2 protein-coding genes are annotated in these 16,951 nt (G+C 73.0%); both read right to left on the bottom strand.

The features are described from left to right. Positions 1-106 precede the first annotated feature (106 nt). Positions 107-5,065, bottom strand: coding sequence for a type I polyketide synthase (locus ACWD02_RS39985; protein ID WP_451220976.1), 4,959 nt, complete (start codon positions 5,063-5,065; stop codon positions 107-109). 32 nt (positions 5,066-5,097) lie between these two features. Further along, complete coding sequence (locus ACWD02_RS39980) at positions 5,098-16,950, bottom strand: SDR family NAD(P)-dependent oxidoreductase (RefSeq protein WP_451220967.1); 11,853 nt, start codon at positions 16,948-16,950, stop codon at positions 5,098-5,100. Position 16,951: the final 1 nt, after the last annotated feature.

Here is a 16,951-nt window from a genome sequence, read left to right as displayed (position 1 = left end):
ATTTGTTTCGGTTGCTCTTGGCACAACGGGCTGTGATCGACCCCCGGGGGTCGATCACAGCCCGTTGTGCCGAGGCCGGCCGCTCGACGGCGGCCGGCGCCATGCCTCACGAAGCTCCGAACTCCCGGTCGATGAGGTCGAAGAGCTCGTCGTCGGTGGCGACTTCGTCGACGGCGGGCCCGTCCGGGGTCCGCGCACCGGGGAGCGCCACCCGCTCCCCGCGCACGACGCGGGCCAGTGCCTCCAGGCTGCCCGCGATCACCTGACGGTCGTCGCCCTCGCCGAGTCCGGCGACCGCGCGTTCCAGCTCTCCGATCCGGGCCAGGACGGTGGGGCCGGCGGCCGTGGCACCGCCGAGTTCGGCGTCGATGTGCCGGGCGAGGGCCTGCGCGGTCGGGTGGTCGTAGATCGCCGATGTGGGCAGGTGGAGTCCCGCGGCACCGTTCAGGCGGTTGCGCAGCTGGACTCCGGCCAGTGAGTCGAACCCCAGGTCGCGGAAGGGGCGCCGCGGGTCGATGGCGTCGGCGCCCGGGTGCTGGAGCACGGCCGCCGCCTGGGTGCGTACGAAGTCCAGGAGCGCCGTGGCCCGTTCGGCGGGCGGCAGTGCGGCGAGCCGGTCCTTCAGGGTGCCGGCGTCTGTGCCGTCGCCGTCGGGCCGGGACGCGGGGTGGACCGCGCTCACCTCCGGCAGCGCGGCCAGGAGGGGGCGGCGCGGTTGTGCCGTGCCGGAGTACCGCCGCCAGTCGATGTCGGCGACCATGGCGAGCGGTTCGTCCTGATCCAGGGCCCTGCGCAGCCCCGCGAGGGCGATGCCGGGCTCCATCAGGCGGACCCCGCCCTGCTGCAGCCAACTGGTCGGCACGCCCTCGGCCATGCCTTTCCCGGCCCACGCGCCCCAGGCGATCGAGGTGGCGGGCAGCCCTTCGGCCCGGCGTGCGGCGGCGAGGGCGTCGAGGTGGGCGTTGGCGGCGACGTAGTTGCCCATGCCGAAGTTGGGCAGCAGGTTCGCGCAGGACGAGAAGAGCACGAAGGCCGTGAGGTCCCGGTCCCGGGTGAGGTCGTGGAGGTGGTCGGCGGAGGTGGCCTTCGCCCGTACGACGGTCTCCAGCTGCTCGGGGGTGAGGGCGGGCAGGAAGCTGTCGTCCACGACGCCGGCCGTGTGGAAGACCGCGGTGAGCGGCCGCTCCGCGGGGAGGGCGTCAAGGAGGGCCGCGAGCGCGCCGCGGTCGGCGGCATCGCAGGCGGCGACGGTCACTTCTGCGCCGAGTGCGGTGAGTTCGGACGTCAGCTCGGCGGCCTCGGGGGCTTCGGGGCCACGGCGGCTGATGAGCAGCAGGTGACCGGCGCCCGCTCCGGCCAGCCAACGCGCGACGTGGGCGCCGAGCGCTCCGGTGCCGCCGGTGACCAGGACGGTGCCGGAGCCGCTGGGCTGCCAGGTCGGGGCCGCGGACGTCTCTTCGGCGGGCGCGGGCCGTACGAGGCGTCGGGCGAGGATCCCCCGGGGGCGGACGGCCAGTTGGTCCTCGCCCTCGATGCCGGCGAGAACACGGCACAGGTGTTCCCGCGCGGTGGAGCTCACCTCCGGCGGCAGATCAGCCTCGCCTCCCCAGCGCCGCGGGTCCTCCACGGCCAGCGCCTGGCCGAGGCCGAAGACCTGCGCCTGGACGGGGCGTGGCGGGGCGTCGGGCGCTCCGGTCGTGACGGCGCCGCAGGTGAGCAGCCACAGCCGGGCGTCGGTTCCGGCGTCGTCCAGGGCCTGGATCAGCGCGAGGGTGCCCGCCAGGCCCGCTGTCAGCGCCGGGTACCGGGGGTGGGGCGTCTCGTCCAGGCCGAGGAGGGAGACGATGCCGACGGGCCGGGTGGCGCCGCCGTCGAGCGCCTCCCGGATGAGTGCGGCGAGTTCGTCACGGTCCGCGCTCCCCGAGGTCACCGTGGTCCCGGCGCTCCCCGTGGGGAGGACGACAGTTCTCGGGTCTCCGCCTCGGTCGGCGAGAGCCTGGCGGCAGCCTTCGGCCCACGGGTGGTCGAGGCTCCCCTCGGAGACGATGACGAGCCAGGTGCCGGAGACGTCGGCGGGGGCTCCGTCGCCGCCGCGCTTCCGCGGCACGGTCTTCCAGCGGACCCGGTACTGGGACGCGTCGACGGTGACGTCCTCGCGGCGGCCGCGCCACCAGGAGGAGAGGGCGGGAAGGACGGGCGTGAGGGTGTCGGTGTCGAGGTCGAGGGTCTTGGCCAGGACGTCGGCGTTGCCCTGCTCCACGTCCGCCCAGAACTCCGCGTCGGCGAGGCTCACTTCGTCGGTCACTGCTCCGGCGCCGACGTGGGCCGTTGCGGTACGGGTGTCGAGCCAGTACTGCTGGTGCTGGAAGGGATAGGTGGGCAGGTCGACCGGCCGGGGGCTCGTGGGCCACCGCACGGGGGTGCCGTGGGTCCAAACCTGCGCGAGGCCGGTCAGGAACGTGCGGGGTTCCGGTTTGTCCGCTCGCAACAACGGCACGACCACGGTCTCCGGGTCACCGGAGCCCCATTCCGCCACGCATTCGGCAGCCGGTCCGGACAGGACAGCACTGGGGCCGACTTCCAGCAGGACGTTCACCCCACCCTCGACCAGCCAACGCACCCCATCAGCGAAACGCACCGCCTCACGGACATGCCGAACCCAGTATCCGGGAGAAGTGATCTCCTCGGCGGTGACCGGACGCCCGGTCACATTGCTCACCAACGGGATACGCGGCGCCGACAACTCCACACCCGCCACCACCCGGCCGAACTCCTCCAACACCGGCTCGACGAGGACTGAATGGAAGGAGTTCGATATGTCGAGGCGGCGCACCCGCCGGCCCTGCCCGCGCCACCACTCCCCCGCCCGCTCCAGCGCATCCTCGGCACCGGACAGCACCACCGACCGCGGCGCGTTCACCGCAGCCACCTCGCCGCCGGCGTCAGCACCGCCAGCCAGCCAGTCCCGTACCTCCACCTCACTCGCCTCGACCGCCATCATCCCTCCACGCGCGGGCAGCCCACCCATCAACCGCCCGCGCGCGGCCACCAGACGGCACGCATCCTCCAGCGACACCACACCCGCCACATGAGCCGCCGCGAACTCGCCCACGGAGTGCCCCATCACATAATCCGGGCACACCCCGAACGACTCCACCAACCGGAACAACGCCACCTCAAAGGCGAACAACCCCACCTGGGTGAACACCGTCCGCCCCAAACCATCGACCTCACCGAACACCACATCCCGCAGCCGCACCCCCTCCACACCCAGATGCGCGTCCAGATGTCCGCACGCCTCATCGAAAGCCGACGCGAAGACAGGGAAGGCGTCATACAACTCCCGCCCCATGCCAGGCCGTTGAGCACCCTGTCCGGAAAAGAGCATGGCCGTACGTGCCGCGCCCTGTGCCACTCCGTCCACGACCGCGCCGCTCGTGTCGCCGTCGGCCAACGCGGCGAGGCCCGTCGCCAGCTCCTGGTCGTCACCGGCCACCACCACCGCCCGATGCGCCAGGACCGCACGCCGCGCGAGACCCCTGCCCGCTTCCCGCGGGCTCAGCCCTTGTTCCGCCACCGCGTCGCGGACGTGTGCCGCCAGCCCTCGCAGGGCCCCCGGTTCGGCTGCCGACATCGGCACCGCCACCGGCACGGACCCGGGCGGCTCCGACTCATCCGACTCATCCGGCTCGTCCATCTCGTCCAGCCCTCGCGGGGCCTCCTCGACGATCACATGGGCGTTCGTGCCACTGACCCCGAACGACGACACACCCGCCCGGCGCGCCCGCTCCCCCGCCGGCCACGGCTTGGCCTCGCGCAGCAATTCCACGCCGCCTTCGGACCAGTCCACGTACGGCGTGGGCTCGTCCACGTGCAGGGTCGCCGGCAGTGTCTCGTGCCGCAGCGCGAGCACCATCTTCATCACACCCGCCACGCCCGAGGCGGCGGCCGTGTGCCCCAGGTTGGTCTTCACCGAGCCCAGCCACAGTGGCCGGTCCTCCGCACGGCCCTGCCCGTACGTGGCCAGCAGCCCCTGCGCCTCGATCGGATCCCCCAGCCGGGTCCCCGTACCGTGCGCCTCCACCGCATCCACCTCGGCGGGCGAGAGACCTGAGTTGGCCAACGCGGCTCGGATCACGCGCTGTTGAGACGGTCCGTTCGGTGAGGTCAGTGAACTGCTCGCACCGTCCTGGTTCACGGCGGAGCCGCGTACGACGGCCAGGACACGGTGGCCGTTGCGGCGGGCATCCGAGAGGCGCTCAAGGACCAACAGGCCAGCCCCCTCGCCCCAGTTGGTGCCGTCGGCCGCCGCCGCGAACGCCTTCACCCGGCCGTCCGCCGCCAGCGCACGCTGCCGGGAGAACTCCACGAAGGCCACCGGTTGCGCCATCACCGCGACCCCGCCCGCCAGAGCGAGGGAGCACTCGCCTCGGCGCAGGGAGTGACAGGCCGTGTGGAGGGCGACCAGCGAGGACGAGCAGGCCGTGTCGAGGCTGACGGCGGGGCCTTCGAGGCCGTACGTGTAGGCGACGCGGCCGGTGATGACGCTGGGCAGGTTGCCGGTGAGGGCGTACCCCTCCGCTTCCTCGGGGACGGAGGCCAGCCCCTGGAGATATTCGGAGGGCGAGGCGCCCACGAAGACGCCGGTGTCGCTGCCCCGCAACCCGAGCGGATCAAGACCCGCCCGCTCGAACGCCTCCCACGCCACCTCCAGCAACAACCGCTGCTGCGGATCCATCGCCAGCGCCTCACGCGGCGAGATCCCGAACAGACCGGCGTCAAAACCCGCCACGTCCCCCAGAAAGCCACCCACCCGCACGTACGACGTCCCCGTCCGCCCCGGATCAGGATCGTAGAGCCCCTCCACATCCCATCCCCGGTCCTCCGGGAACTCCTCCATCGCGTCCCGGCCCCCGGCCATCAACTCCCAGAGCGCTTCAGGGGACTCGACTCCGCCCGGGTACCGGCAGGCCATCCCCACGATCGCCACCGGCTCACGAGGGGCCTCGGCGAGACGGCGGTTCTGGCGACGGAGGCGTTCGGACTCCTTGAGCGACGTACGCAGCGCTGCGACGAGTTCCTCGGTCGTTGCGGCCATCAGTGGCTCTCCTCATCGGCCGTAGCCATCTTGATCAGTTCGTCGACGTCGACCTCGTCGATCACGCCGTTGGCCGCCTCTTCGTCCTCGTACGCACCGGCGGAGGGTGCTGTGGCCGCGTCGGCGTCGCTCTTCTGGTCCGCCAGACGCAACAGGGCGTCGAGCAGCCCGGCGTCCCGCAGCCGGTCCAGGGGGATGGCCGTGAGCGCGCGACGGATGTCGTCGTCGCGTTCCGGTGCCGTGCCGCCGGGAGCCGGGGTCCGCGGGCCGTCGTCCCCGGTGAGCTCGGTGTGGATGCGCCGGGTCAGCGCGTTGGGGGTGGGGTGGTCGAAGACGAGGGTGGCGGGCAGGCGCAGGCCGGTGGCCGCGTTCAGGCGGTTGCGCAGTTCGACCGCGGTGAGCGAGTCGAGGCCCAGGTCCATCAGGCCGCCTTCGGGGTCGATGGTCTGCGGTGACGGGTGGGACAGGACGGTGCCCAGGTGGGTACGGACCACGTCCAGGAGGAAGTGGTGCCGTTCCGACTCGGGGGTGGCGGTCAGCCGGCGCAGCAGGGAGTCGGAGCTTCCGGTGCCGGTGCCCGCGCTGCGCCGTGAGGAGGCGCGGACCAGGCCGCGCCAGATCGGCGGCAGCACTCCGGAGTCGGCGAGTCCGCGCAGCCGTCCCATGTCCACGGGGGACGCGAGCAGGGCGGCCTGGTCGACGCGGCCGCCCGCGTCGAAGACGGCCATGCCCTGGTCGCCCGAGATCGGCAGGGCGCCGGTGCGGGCGATGCGGGCCAGGTCGGCCTCGTCCAGGTGCCCGCTCATGCCCGTGGCCTGGGCCCAGATGCCCCAGGCCAGGGAGAGCGCGGGCAGGCCCTGGGCCCGGCGGTGGGCGGCCAGGGCGTCCAGGAACACGTTGGATGCGGCGTAGTTGGCCTGGCCGGGGGCGCCCATGGTGCCGGAGGCGGACGAGTACAGGACGAAGGCGGTGAGGTCGAGGTGCCGGGTGGCCTCATGGAGATTGACCGCGGCATCCACCTTCGGACGCAACACCCGCTCGAACTGCTCTGGCGTCAACGACCCGATCAACCCGTCGTCCAGCACACCCGCCGCATGCACCACACCTCGAAGCGGAAACTCCTCCGGGATCGCGGCGATCAACTCATCCAGCGCCACACGGTCGGCGACATCGCAGGCCACCACACTCACCCGCGCACCAAGCCCCGAAAGCTCCTCCGCCAGCTCTTTGGCACCCTCGGCCCGGTCTCCACGTCGGCCGGCCAGGATCACGTGCCCGACCCCGTGCTCCACCACCAGACGCCGCGCCACCAGACCACCCAGCACACCCGTACCACCGGTGATGAGGACACTGCCCTCCCGGTCCCAGCCACCCGGCATCCGCAGCACCAACTTGCCCACATGCCGCGCCTGACTCATGAAACGCAACGCCTCAGGCGCCCGCCGCACATCCCACACACGCATCGGCAGAGGGCTCAGCACCCCCGCCTCGAACAACTCCACGATCTCCGCCAGCATCTGGCCGATCCGCTCGGGGCCCGCCTTGATCAAGTCGCAGACGCCGTACGCGACTCCGGGGTGCGCGGTGGCGACGGCTTCGGGGTCTCGGAGGTCGGTCTTGCCCATCTCGATGAAGCGGCCACCGCGAGGCAGCAGCCTCAAGGACGCGTCCACGAACTCACCCGCGAGCGAGTCCAGGACCACATCGACCCCGCGCCCACCGGTCACCCCGAGGAACTTGTCCTCGAATTCCAACGACCGACTGGACGCGATCTCACTCTCCTCGAAGCCCAACTCACGCAGCACGTCCCACTTCTTGGGGCTCGCGGTCACGAGAGCCTTGGCTCCCCAGTGCCGCGCCAGTTGTACGGCGGCCATGCCGACGCCGCCGGTCGCCGCGTGCACGAGGACCGTTTCACCCTCGCGCAGGCCCGCCAGGTCCGCGAGGCCGTAGTACGCGGTGAGGAAGACGGTCGGTACGGAGGCGGCCTGTTCGAAGGTCCAGCCGTCGGGGATCGGGACGACGTAGTGGCGGTCGACCACCACGACGGGGCCGAAGCCGTTGGGCATGACGCCCATGACGCGGTCGCCGACGGCGAGACCCGTGACATCGGGGCCCGTCTCCAGGACGACACCGGCGCCTTCCGAGCCGAGGCCCTTCTGGTCGGGGACCATGCCGAGGCCCACGACGACGTCACGGAAGTTCATGCCCGCCGCGCGCACGGCGATCCGTACGGTGCCGGGCTCCAGCGGTGCCTCGGCGTCCGGGGCGGGCAGCAGCGCGAGGTCGTCGAAGGTGCCGGTGGCTCCGGTGGTCTCCAGGCGCCAAGCGGCTCCGGGGGGCGGCACGAGGGCTCCGTCCGCGCCGACGCGAGCGAGGCGCGGGACGAGTATCTGCTCCTCTCGCAGGGCGAGTTGGGCCTCGGACGTGGCGATGGCGGCGGGCAGGGCGGGGCCCCACGCGGCGGCGTCACCGTCGATGTCCAGCAGCGTGAACCGGCCGGGGTGCTCGGCCTGCGCGGAACGGATCAGACCCCAGACGGGGGCCGCCGCCAGATCGGGCACGTCACTGTCGGCGCCGACGGCGACCGCGCCCCGGGTGACCACGACCAGCCGGCAGCTCTCCAGCCGGTCGTCGCCGAGCCAGGCGCGCACGGCCTCCAGAAGCCGATCGAGCACGCCACGCACGCCGGCCGCGAGGCCGTCACCGGTACGGGCCGAGAGGTCGTCACCGGTGTCGGACACCGCGCCGGTGACCGTGAGCACGGCCATCTCCGGCAGCGGCTGCCCTGCGTCGATCGCCGCCAGGAGGTCGGCCACCGAGTCGTGGTGACGGATGGACGTGGAGCCCGGGGCGGCGGAGATCCGCAGCGGGTCGGGACCGATGAGTGCCCAGGTTCCGGAGGCCGGTGCCTCGGGGGCCTCCGTCGGGGCCCAGTCGAGTTCGAACAGCGAGTCGTTGGCACCGTCGCCGGAGCCGCGCAGGTGCCCGGCCGAGACCGGACGGGCCATCATCGAGGCGGCGGAGAGGACGGGCTCACCGGCGGCGTCCACGGCGTGCACGCTCACGGACCCCTCGGCGGCCTTGGTGATCCGTACCCGCAGCGCGGCGGCGCCGGACGCGTGCAGGGAGACGCCGCTCCAGGCGAAGGGCAGCCAGGTGCCCTCCCTCGGCAGCAGACCGCCGAGGCCCAGGGTGTGCAGGGCCGCGTCCAGGAGCGCCGGGTGCAGTCCGAAGCGGGCGGCTCCGTCCCGCACCACGTCGGGCAGGGTGACCTCGGCGAAGAGGGTGTCGCCGGCGCGCCAGGCGGCCGTAAGACCCTGGAAGGCGTCACCGTATCCGTGCCCGCGCTCCGCCAACTCGGCGTACATTCCCTCGGCTTGGAGCGGCTCGGCACCCACCGGGGGCCACACTCCAAGGCTTTCGAAGGCCGCGGCGTCGGCGGTGCGGTTGGCCGCGAGGAGCCCGCCGGCGTGCCGCGTCCAGATGCCGCCGTCCTCGGGCCGGGAGTGCACTGCGACCTCCCTGCGGCCCGTCTCGTCGGCGGCGCTGACGGCGACCTGGAGGCGGACGCCGCCACGCTCCGGCAGGACGAGCGGTGCTTCGAGGGTGAGTTCCTCGATGTGGCCGCAACCGACCTCGTCGCCGGCGCGGATGGCGAGCTCGACGTACGCGGTTCCGGGGAGCAACACCACACCGGCCGCCGCGTGGTCGGCGAGCCACGGATGGGTGCTCAGCGAGAGCCGCCCGGTGAGCAATACCCGGTCGTCATCCGCCTGTTCCACGGTGGCCCCCACCAGTGGATGGCCGGGGGAGGACAGGCCCGCCGCGGAGACGTCGCCGTCCTGCGGGTCGGGGTCCACCCAGTAGCGGTCACGCTGGAAGGCGTACGTGGGCAGCTCGGCCGGCGGGGTGTCGTCCGGGTACAGGGCGCTCCAGTCGACGGGCACGCCCTGTGTCCAGGCCTGGGCCAGCGCGGTGCAGAAGCGCCGCAGGCCGCCCTCGTTCCGGCGCAGGGTGCCCAGGGCCACGGCCGAAGCGCCCTCCGCGTCGACGGTCTGCTCGATGCCCGGCAGGACCACAGGATGTGTGCTGACCTCGATGAACACCTCGTGTCCCGCCGCGAGGAGGCTCCGTACGCCGCCTTCGAAGTCGACCGCCTCGCGCACGTTGCGGTACCAGTACGCGGCGTTCAGTTCGCTCGTGTCGAGTAGCTCGCCGGAGACGGTGGAGCAGAACGGAACGTGTGACGTCACGCCCTGGATGCCGGCGAGTTCGGCGAGCAGCGCGTCCCGGACCTGTTCGACCTGCGGCGAGTGCGAGGCGAAGGTCACCGGCACGACGCGGGCCTGCAGTCCGTCGGCGACACAGGCGGCCACCAGGTCCTCGACGGGGCCGGGCTCGCCGGAAATGACGGTGGACGAGGGGCCGTTGAACCCGGCGACCACGATCGCGTCGCTGTCGGCGCACCCCATCTCGGCTATGCGCTCGCGCACTTGTTCCGCCGGAAGACCCACGGAGGCCATGGCGCCCTTGCCGGTGAGTACCTCGGCGAGCAGCCTGCTGCGCTGCACGATGACGCGTGCGGCGTCCTCGAGGGACAGCGCCCCGGACACACAGGCGGCGGCCACCTCCCCCTGGGAGTGACCGATCACCGCCGCGGGACGCACACCACACGCCTGCCACAACCGGGCCAACGACACCTGCACCGCGAACATCACCGGCTGCAGCACATCAATGCGCTCCAGCCAGCCCTCCTCCTGCTCGTCCTCCCGCCCGAGCACCTCCACCACCGACCAGCCCGTCAACGGCTCGATCACCTCGCCGCACGCGGCCACCGACTCCGCGAACACGGGCGAACTCTGCAACAACTCCCGTGCCATACCGCGCCATTGAGACCCCTGCCCCGGAAACACGAACACGGGGCTGACCTCGCCGCGCGCGACGCCGTCCACGACGTTCTCCGCGGTGGCGCCGCCGTCAGTGAGGGCGCTCAGGCCGGTGGCCAGTTCGTCGTTGGTGTCCGCGATGACCACGGCGCGGTGCGAGTGGGCGGTGCGGTGCGCGAGGGCGGCACCGACGGATTCCACCGATGGCGCCGTCGCGGACTCGGTGAGGAACTCGCTCAGGCGGGCGGCCTGGCCGCGCAGCCCGCCCGCGCCCCGGCCGGAGACCGGGACGGCGGCGAAGCCGAGAGGGGCCTCGACGGGTGGCACGGTTCGCGCGGGGGTGGTCCGCTCCGGGGCGGCGGGTGCCTCCCCCAGGATCAGGTGCGCGTTGGTGCCGCTCATGCCGAAGGAGGAGACGGCCGCGCTCCGCGGGCGGTCGCCGCCCGGCCAGGCACGGGATTCGGTGAGCAGGCTGACCGCGCCCGACTCCCAGTCGACGTGCGGGGTCGGGTCGTCCGCGTACAGGGACGGCGGCAGTGTTTCGTGGCGCAGCGCCATCACCATCTTGATGACCCCGGCGACACCCGCCGCGGCGGCGGCGTGTCCCATGTTCGACTTCACGGAGCCGAGCCACAGCGGGTCGTCGTCCGTGCGGGCCTGCCCGTAGGTGGCGAGCAGGGCCTGTGCCTCGATGGGGTCGCCGAGCTTGGTCCCGGTGCCGTGCGCCTCGACGGCGTCGACGTCGGCGGCCGTCAGGCCCGCGTCGGCCAGCGCCTGCACGATGACCCGCTGCTGGGAGGGGCCGTTGGGTGCCGTCAGGCCGTTGCTCGCGCCGTCCTGGTTGACGGCCGACCCCCGGATCACCGCGAGCACCGTATGCCCCTGGCTCCGCGCCCGCGAGAGGCGCTCGACCAGCAGCATCCCCACGCCCTCCGCCCAGCTCGTGCCGTCGGCGGCCGAGCTGAAGGAGCGGGCGCGGCCGTCGGCGGAGAGTGCGCCCTGCCGGGAGAACTCGACGAAGGCACCGGGCCCGGACAGCACATTGGTGCCGCCGGCCAACGCGAGGTCGCACTCGCCCTGACGCACCGCCTGGCAGGCCAGGTGCAGGGAGACGAGCGAGGACGAGCACGCCGTGTCGACGGTGACCGCGGGCCCCTCGAGACCCAGCACGTAGGAGATGCGGCCGGAGGCGACGCTCAGGGCGTTGCCGGTGATGGTGTAGCCCTCCAGGTCCTGCGGCACCTGGTTCAGGCGGGAGAGGTACTCGGAGCCGCCCGCGCCGACGAACACGCCGGTGCGGGTCGCCTGGAGCGCCGCCGGGTCGAGACCCGCCCGCTCCAGCGCCTCCCAGGAGACTTCGAGCAGGATGCGCTGCTGCGGGTCCATCGCCAGGGCCTCGCGCGGCGAGATGCCGAAGAACTCCGCGTCGAAGCCCGCCACGTCGTCGAGGAACCCCGCGCCCTTGGTGTAGAAGGTGCCGGGCCGCTCCGGGTCGGGGTCGTACAGCCGGTCGAGGTCCCAGCCGCGGTCCTGCGGCATGGGTGTCACGAGATCGGCGCCCTCGGCGATGCGCTCCCAGAAAGCCTCCGGCGAGTCCGAGCCGCCGGGGAACCGGCAGGCCATGCCCACGATGACGATCGGGTCGTCGTCGGGCCCCGCCGCGTCGCGCGCGGGGGCGAGGGCGGCGGTGACCGGGGTGCGCTGCCCGCCGGGGAGTTGCTCGTCCACGTAGCGGGCGAGCGCGGCGGGGCTCGGGTGGTCGAAGACGAGGGTCGCCGGGAGGCGCAGGCCGGTGGACGCGATGACGCGGTTGCGCAGTTCCACGGACATCAGGGAGTCGAAGCCGAGGTCCTTGAATGCCTGCGCGGGTCCGATGGCCGTGGGGTCGGAGTGTCCGAGTACGGCGCCGACATGGGCGCGGATCAGCTCCAGGAGGACGCGCTTGCGCTCGTCCCCGGCCAGTCCGGCGATGCGGTTCCCCTGCGTCGTTGCCTCACCGCTCCCGGCCCCCGGGCCCGTGCGGTCCGCACGCCGCCGGGCAGCGCGGATCAGGCCGCGCCACAGGGGTGACACGGTGCCTTGCCCGGCCTCCTCGCGCAGCCGGGCGAGGTCGATGCGGGCGGCGAGCGGCGCCGGGTGCGCGCAGGCGCGGGCGGCGTCCAGGAGCGCGAGCGCCTGGGGCGTGCTCATGGGGCGCAGGCCGGTGCGGGCCAGCCGGGCCCGGCCGGGGGCGTCGAGACGGGCGGTGATGCCGCCTGCCTGCTCCCACTGCCCCCAGGCCACCGAGGTCGCCGGAAGTCCGCGGGCTCGGCGGTGGGCGGCGAGAGCGTCCAGGTAGGTGTTGGCGGCGGCGAACGCGGCCTGACCCGGCCCCGCGAGCAGCCCCGCCGACGCGGAGAACAGCACGAAGGCCGACAGGCCGAGACCGGCGGTGAGTTCGTGCAGGTTTCGTGCGCCGTCGGCCTTGGGGCGCAGCACCTCCGCGAGGCGCTCGGGGGTGAGCCCCGCGAGCAGGGCGTCGTCGAGGACTCCCGCGGCGTGGATCACGGCGGTCGGCGGGTGTTCCGCGAGGAGCCGGGCGAGCGCGTCACGGTCGGCGACGTCACAGGCGGCCATGGTCACTTCGGCGCCGAGCGAGGTGAGTTCCGCGTCGAGCGCGGCGGCACCGGGAGCGTCGGCGCCCTGCCGCGAGACCAGGACGAGCCGTCGTACGCCCTGACCGCTCACCAGGTCACGGGCCACGGCCGCTCCGAGCGCCCCGGTGCCCCCGGTGATCAGGACGGTGCTCTCGGGGTCCGGCACGAGAGGCGGTGGCGTGGCGTCGGGCTGCTCGGTCCGGGTGAGGCGAGGGACGAGCAAGGCGCCGTCTCGCAGGGCCAGTTCGGGTTCATCCGCCGCGAGGGCCGCGGTCAGGTGCGCGGACCAGTCGGCTCCCTCGTCCTCGATTGCGGCGGCGGGGTCCGCGTCGAGCAGCACCACGCGTCCCGGGTGTTCGGCTTGGATGCCGCGTACGAGACCGGGGATCGAGGCCGCACCGAGGTCCGGCACGTCGCCCGCACCGCCGCCGGCCGAGGCCGCGACGGCGCCTCGCGTGACGACGACGAGGCGCGGTCCCGCCTGCGACCCCGATTCCGGCTCCGGTCGCTCCTGGGCGAGCCAGGTCTGCAGGGCGTGGAGCACTTCGCGCGCGGGGGTGTGCGGATCACCGTCGGTGGCGGAGCCGCAGCGCAGGACCACCGCGGGCGGCAAGGGGGCGCCGTCGGCGCGGAGTTGGGGGACGTCCGCGAAATCGACGTAACCCGGCTCGCGACCCGTTTGGTGGCTCGGATCGCCTCCCGGCTCGTCTTCGCGTACGGGATCGGGGGCGTCGCCGGTGAGCGGTGTCCAGGTCACGTGGAACAGGGCGTCGGTGAGGTGGCCACGGGCCGTGTCGCCGCGCAGCTGCTCGGGCGAGACGCGGCGTGCCACCAGGACGGGCGCGGAGAGCACCGCACGGCCGCTCGGGTCCGTGACCAGGAGGGACACGGTGTCATCGGCGGTCCGGGTGATGCGTACGCGGACGTCGGCGGCCCCGGTCGCCAGCAGGGTCACGCCCTGCCAGACGAACGGCATCCGGGTGCCCTCATCGCCGTCGGCCGCCATGCCGAGGTCGAGCGTGCGCAGGACGCGGTCGAGCAACGCGGGGTGCAGCCCGAAGCGTTCGGCTTCGGCGCGCAGCTCGTCGGGGATTCCGACTTCCGCGAAGGTCTCGTCGCCGCGCCGCCAGGCACGGGCGTCCGCCGCCGCGTTGGGGACGGGCTCGGCTCCGGGCGGCGGCCAGGCGGTGAGTTCCTCGGCGGTGTCCACGGGGGCGGATTCGCCCAGGATGCCGCCCGCGTGCCGCTGCCAGCCGCTGACGCCCACCCGGGAGTGCACGGCGAAGGCCCGGCGGCCTTGCGGGTCGGCGGCCTCGACGACCACCTGAAGCTGGACCTCCTCCGCCTCGGGCAGCACCAGCGGCGCCTCCAGGGTGAGCTCCTCGACGCAGGCGCACCCCACCACGTCACCGGCACGCACCGCGAGCTCGACGTACACCGATCCGGACAGCAGGGGCTGCCCGGCGGGCGCGTGACCGCCGAGCCAGGGCTGGGCGCGCAGGGACATACGGCCGCCGAGGACCGTTCCGCCCCCTTCGGCCAGCTCCACGGTCTCGCCGAGCAAGGGGTGGCCCGGGGACGACGCCGGGGTGTGATGGAGCCAGAAGGGCTGGTGCTGGAAGGGGTAGGTGGGCAGGTCGACCGGGCGGGGAGCCGTGGGCCACCGCACTTGGGTGCCGTGGGTCCAGGCCTGCCCCAGGCCGGTCAGGAACGTACGGGGCTCCGGCTGGTCCGCCCGCAGCAACGGCACGACCACGGCTTCGCGCTCACCGGTGCCCCACTCGGCCACGCATTCGGTGGCGGGCCCGGACAGGACGGCGCTGGGACCGACTTCGAGCAGGACCGTGGCCCCGTCCTCCACCAGCCACCGCACCCCATCGGCGAAACGCACCGCCTCACGGACATGCCGCACCCAATATTCCGGGCTCGTGACCTCGTCCGCGGGCACCGCACGCCCGGTCACATTGCTCACCAACGGAATCCGTGGCGCCGACAATTCCACACCCGCCGCGACCCGGCCGAACTCCTCCAACACCGGCTCGATCAGCGACGAATGGAAGGCGTGCGAGACGTCCAGACGACGCACCCGCCGGCCCTGCCCGCGCCACCACTCCCCCGCCCGCTCCACCGCGTCCGCAGCACCGGACAACACCACCGATCGCGGCCCGTTCACCGCGGCCACCTCCACGCCCGCATCAGCAGCGAGCCACTCCCGCACCTCCGACTCGCCCGCCTCGACAGCCACCATCGCCCCGCCCGCGGGCAAACCGTCCATCAACCGGCCACGCGCCGCCACCAGCTGACACGCGTCCTTCAGTGAGAGCACACCCGCCACATGAGCCGCGGCGAACTCCCCCACCGAATGGCCCATCACGTAATCCGGACGCGCCCCAAAGGACTCCACCAACCGGAACAACGCCACCTCAAAGGCGAACAGCCCCGCCTGCGTGAAAATTGTCCGGTCCAAGCCCTCGGCCTCACCGAACACCACATCCCTCAGCCGCACCCCCTCCACACCCAGACACGCGTCCAGGTGCCCGCACGTCTCATCAAAAGCCTGCGCGAAGACCGGGAACGACACACACAACTCACGCCCCATACCGACACGTTGAGCACCCTGCCCCGAGAACAGCAACGCCGTACGCGCCCGAGTGGCCGTCATGCCCTCCGCGACCGAGCCGCTGACGTCACCCCGCGCGACGGCGTCAAGACCCGACGCCAGCTCCCGGTCGTCGCCGGCCACCACCACTGCCCGGTGCGCGAGACCTCCGCGCCGCGCGAGCCCGGCCGCAACCACCGTCGCGGACAGCTCACGCTCGGCCACCGCGTCGCGCACGAGCCCGGCGAGGCCACGCAGCGCACCCGGTTCGGCACCCGACAACGGCACCACCACCGGCACGGCCCCGGCCCGCACCGATTCCTCCGGCTCCCGGTCGTCGTCCTTCGGCGCCTCCTCCAGGATCACGTGCGCGTTCGTGCCGCTGATCCCGAACGACGAGACCCCCGCCCGGCGCGTGCGCTCGCCGGTCGGCCAGGCGCGGGCCTCCGTCAGCAGGCGGACGTCTCCCGCGGACCAGTCCACTTCCGGCGTGGGTTCGTCGACGTGCAGGGTCGGCGGCAGCGTCTCGTGCCGCAGCGCGAGGACCATCTTCATCACGCCCGCCGCTCCGGAAGCGGCGGCCGTGTGCCCCAGGTTGGTCTTCACCGAGCCCAGCCACAACGGCCGGCCCTCCGCACGACCCTGCCCGTACGTGGCCAGCAGCCCCTGCGCCTCGATCGGGTCGCCGAGCCGGGTCCCCGTACCGTGCGCCTCCACCGCGTCCACCTCGACCGGTGAAAGACCCGCACTCGCCAACGCGGCCCGGATCACCCGCTGTTGCGACGGTCCGTTGGGAGCCGCAAGGCCGTTGCTCCGGCCGTCCTGGTTCACGGCGGAGCCGCGTACGACGGCCAGGACGCGGTGGCCGTTGCGGCGGGCGTCCGAGAGGCGCTCAAGGACCAACAGGCCAGCCCCTTCACCCCAGTTGGTGCCGTCAGCCGCCGCCGCGAACGCCTTCACCCTGCCGTCCGCCGCCAGTCCCCGCTGCCGGGAGAACTCGGTGAAGAGGGTGGGTGTGGCCATGACGCTGACACCGCCGGCCAGGGCGAGGGAGCATTCGTTCTGGCGCAGGCCCTGGCAGGCCATGTGCAGGGCGACGAGAGCGGAGGAGCAGGCCGTGTCGAGGCTGACGGCCGGGCCTTCCAGGCCGTAGGTGTAGGCGACGCGCCCGGAGACCACGCTGGCGACGTTGCCGGTGAGGGCGTAACCCTCCAGGTGTTGCGGGACGTGGCCGAGGCTGCCCATGTACTCCGAGTTGGGTGCGCCGACGAAGACGCCGGTGTCACTGCCCCGCATCCCCAACGGGTCGAGGCCCGCCCGCTCGAACGCCTCCCACGCCACCTCCAACAGCAACCGCTGCTGTGGATCCATCGCCAACGCCTCACGCGGCGAGATCCCGAACAGACCGGCGTCAAAGCCCGCCGCGTCCTTCAGGAAGCCACCCACGCGGACGTACGAGGTCCCCGCCCGCTCGGGGTCGGGGTCGTAGAGGCCCTCCACGTCCCAGCCCCGGTCCTGCGGGAACTCCTCCATCGCGTCGCGGCTCCCGGACATCAACTCCCAGAGGTCCTCCGGTGACTCGACCCCTCCCGGGTACCGGCAGGCCATTCCCACGATCGCCACCGGCTCGCGGTGGGCGGTCTCGGCGTCCTGGAGGCGGCGCCGGGTCTGGTGCAGTTCGGCGGTGACGCGCTTCAGGTAGTCGATGAGATTGCGTTCGTCAGTCATG

Source organism: Streptomyces sp. NPDC002853 (genome assembly GCF_053591915.1).
Note: the sequence above shows the minus strand (reverse complement) of the source record. Positions and strands in the feature narration are given on the sequence as shown.

What these genes read in the sequence shown, in the direction of transcription:
- ACWD02_RS39980 (WP_451220967.1), bottom strand. Translation starts at nt 16,950, where the DNA reads ATGACTGACGAACGCAATCTCATCGACTACCTGAAGCGCGTCACCGCC.